Source organism: Paramesorhizobium salinisoli (genome assembly GCF_003335045.1).
GTDB lineage: Bacteria > Pseudomonadota > Alphaproteobacteria > Rhizobiales > Rhizobiaceae > Paramesorhizobium > Paramesorhizobium salinisoli.
The window spans coordinates 1-439 of the sequence record NZ_QOZG01000118.1 but is presented as its reverse complement, the minus strand read 5'-3'; the positions used below and the strand labels follow the sequence as shown (position 1 = coordinate 439).

The 439-nt window shown below is 52.6% G+C and carries 1 protein-coding gene and 1 pseudogene; both read left to right on the top strand.

Features of this window, described 5'->3' with window-relative positions:
• Positions 1–141: 141 nt before the first annotated feature.
• Positions 142–237 (top strand): annotated as a pseudogene (locus tag DUT91_RS25180) (IS630 family transposase); the annotation flags it as partial.
• A gap of 83 nt (positions 238–320) precedes the next feature.
• Positions 321–439 (top strand): transposase (locus DUT91_RS25175; RefSeq protein ID WP_147272320.1); only part of this gene is annotated, 119 nt, incomplete at its 3' end.

The following is a 439-nucleotide window of genomic DNA, read 5'->3' as shown; positions in this document are numbered from 1 at the left end:
GCGCTTCGTCGATCCGGATCACCTGACCCATCACAGCATCCTTCTCGTCGTCCATCCTTTCGCTCCTTCCGTTATTGTAGAAGGAGCCGTCAAATCTGAAAATGCGAAAGATTCTTTACGTTATCTTTGGTCGGAGGCAATATGACGCGAGCTTTCAGTGATGATCTTCGTAGCGTTCTGGCTGCGTCACGGGATGGCATGTCGGCGCGCTCAGCAGCGGCCCGATTTGGGATTGGCAGTGATCTGCGCCCTTCAAACTGGACCAGTTAAGGTTAGAGTTTTCCGGTGGCTTTTCCTGGCTGGGAAAGGAACGGAAAGCGATGAAGGCATCGCAGTTTTCGGATGCTCAAAAGGCATTCATCCTGAAGCAGGGTGATGAAGGTATGCCGGTTGCGGAGATCTGCCGGAAGGCGGGAATCAGCCAGGCAACCTATTTTAA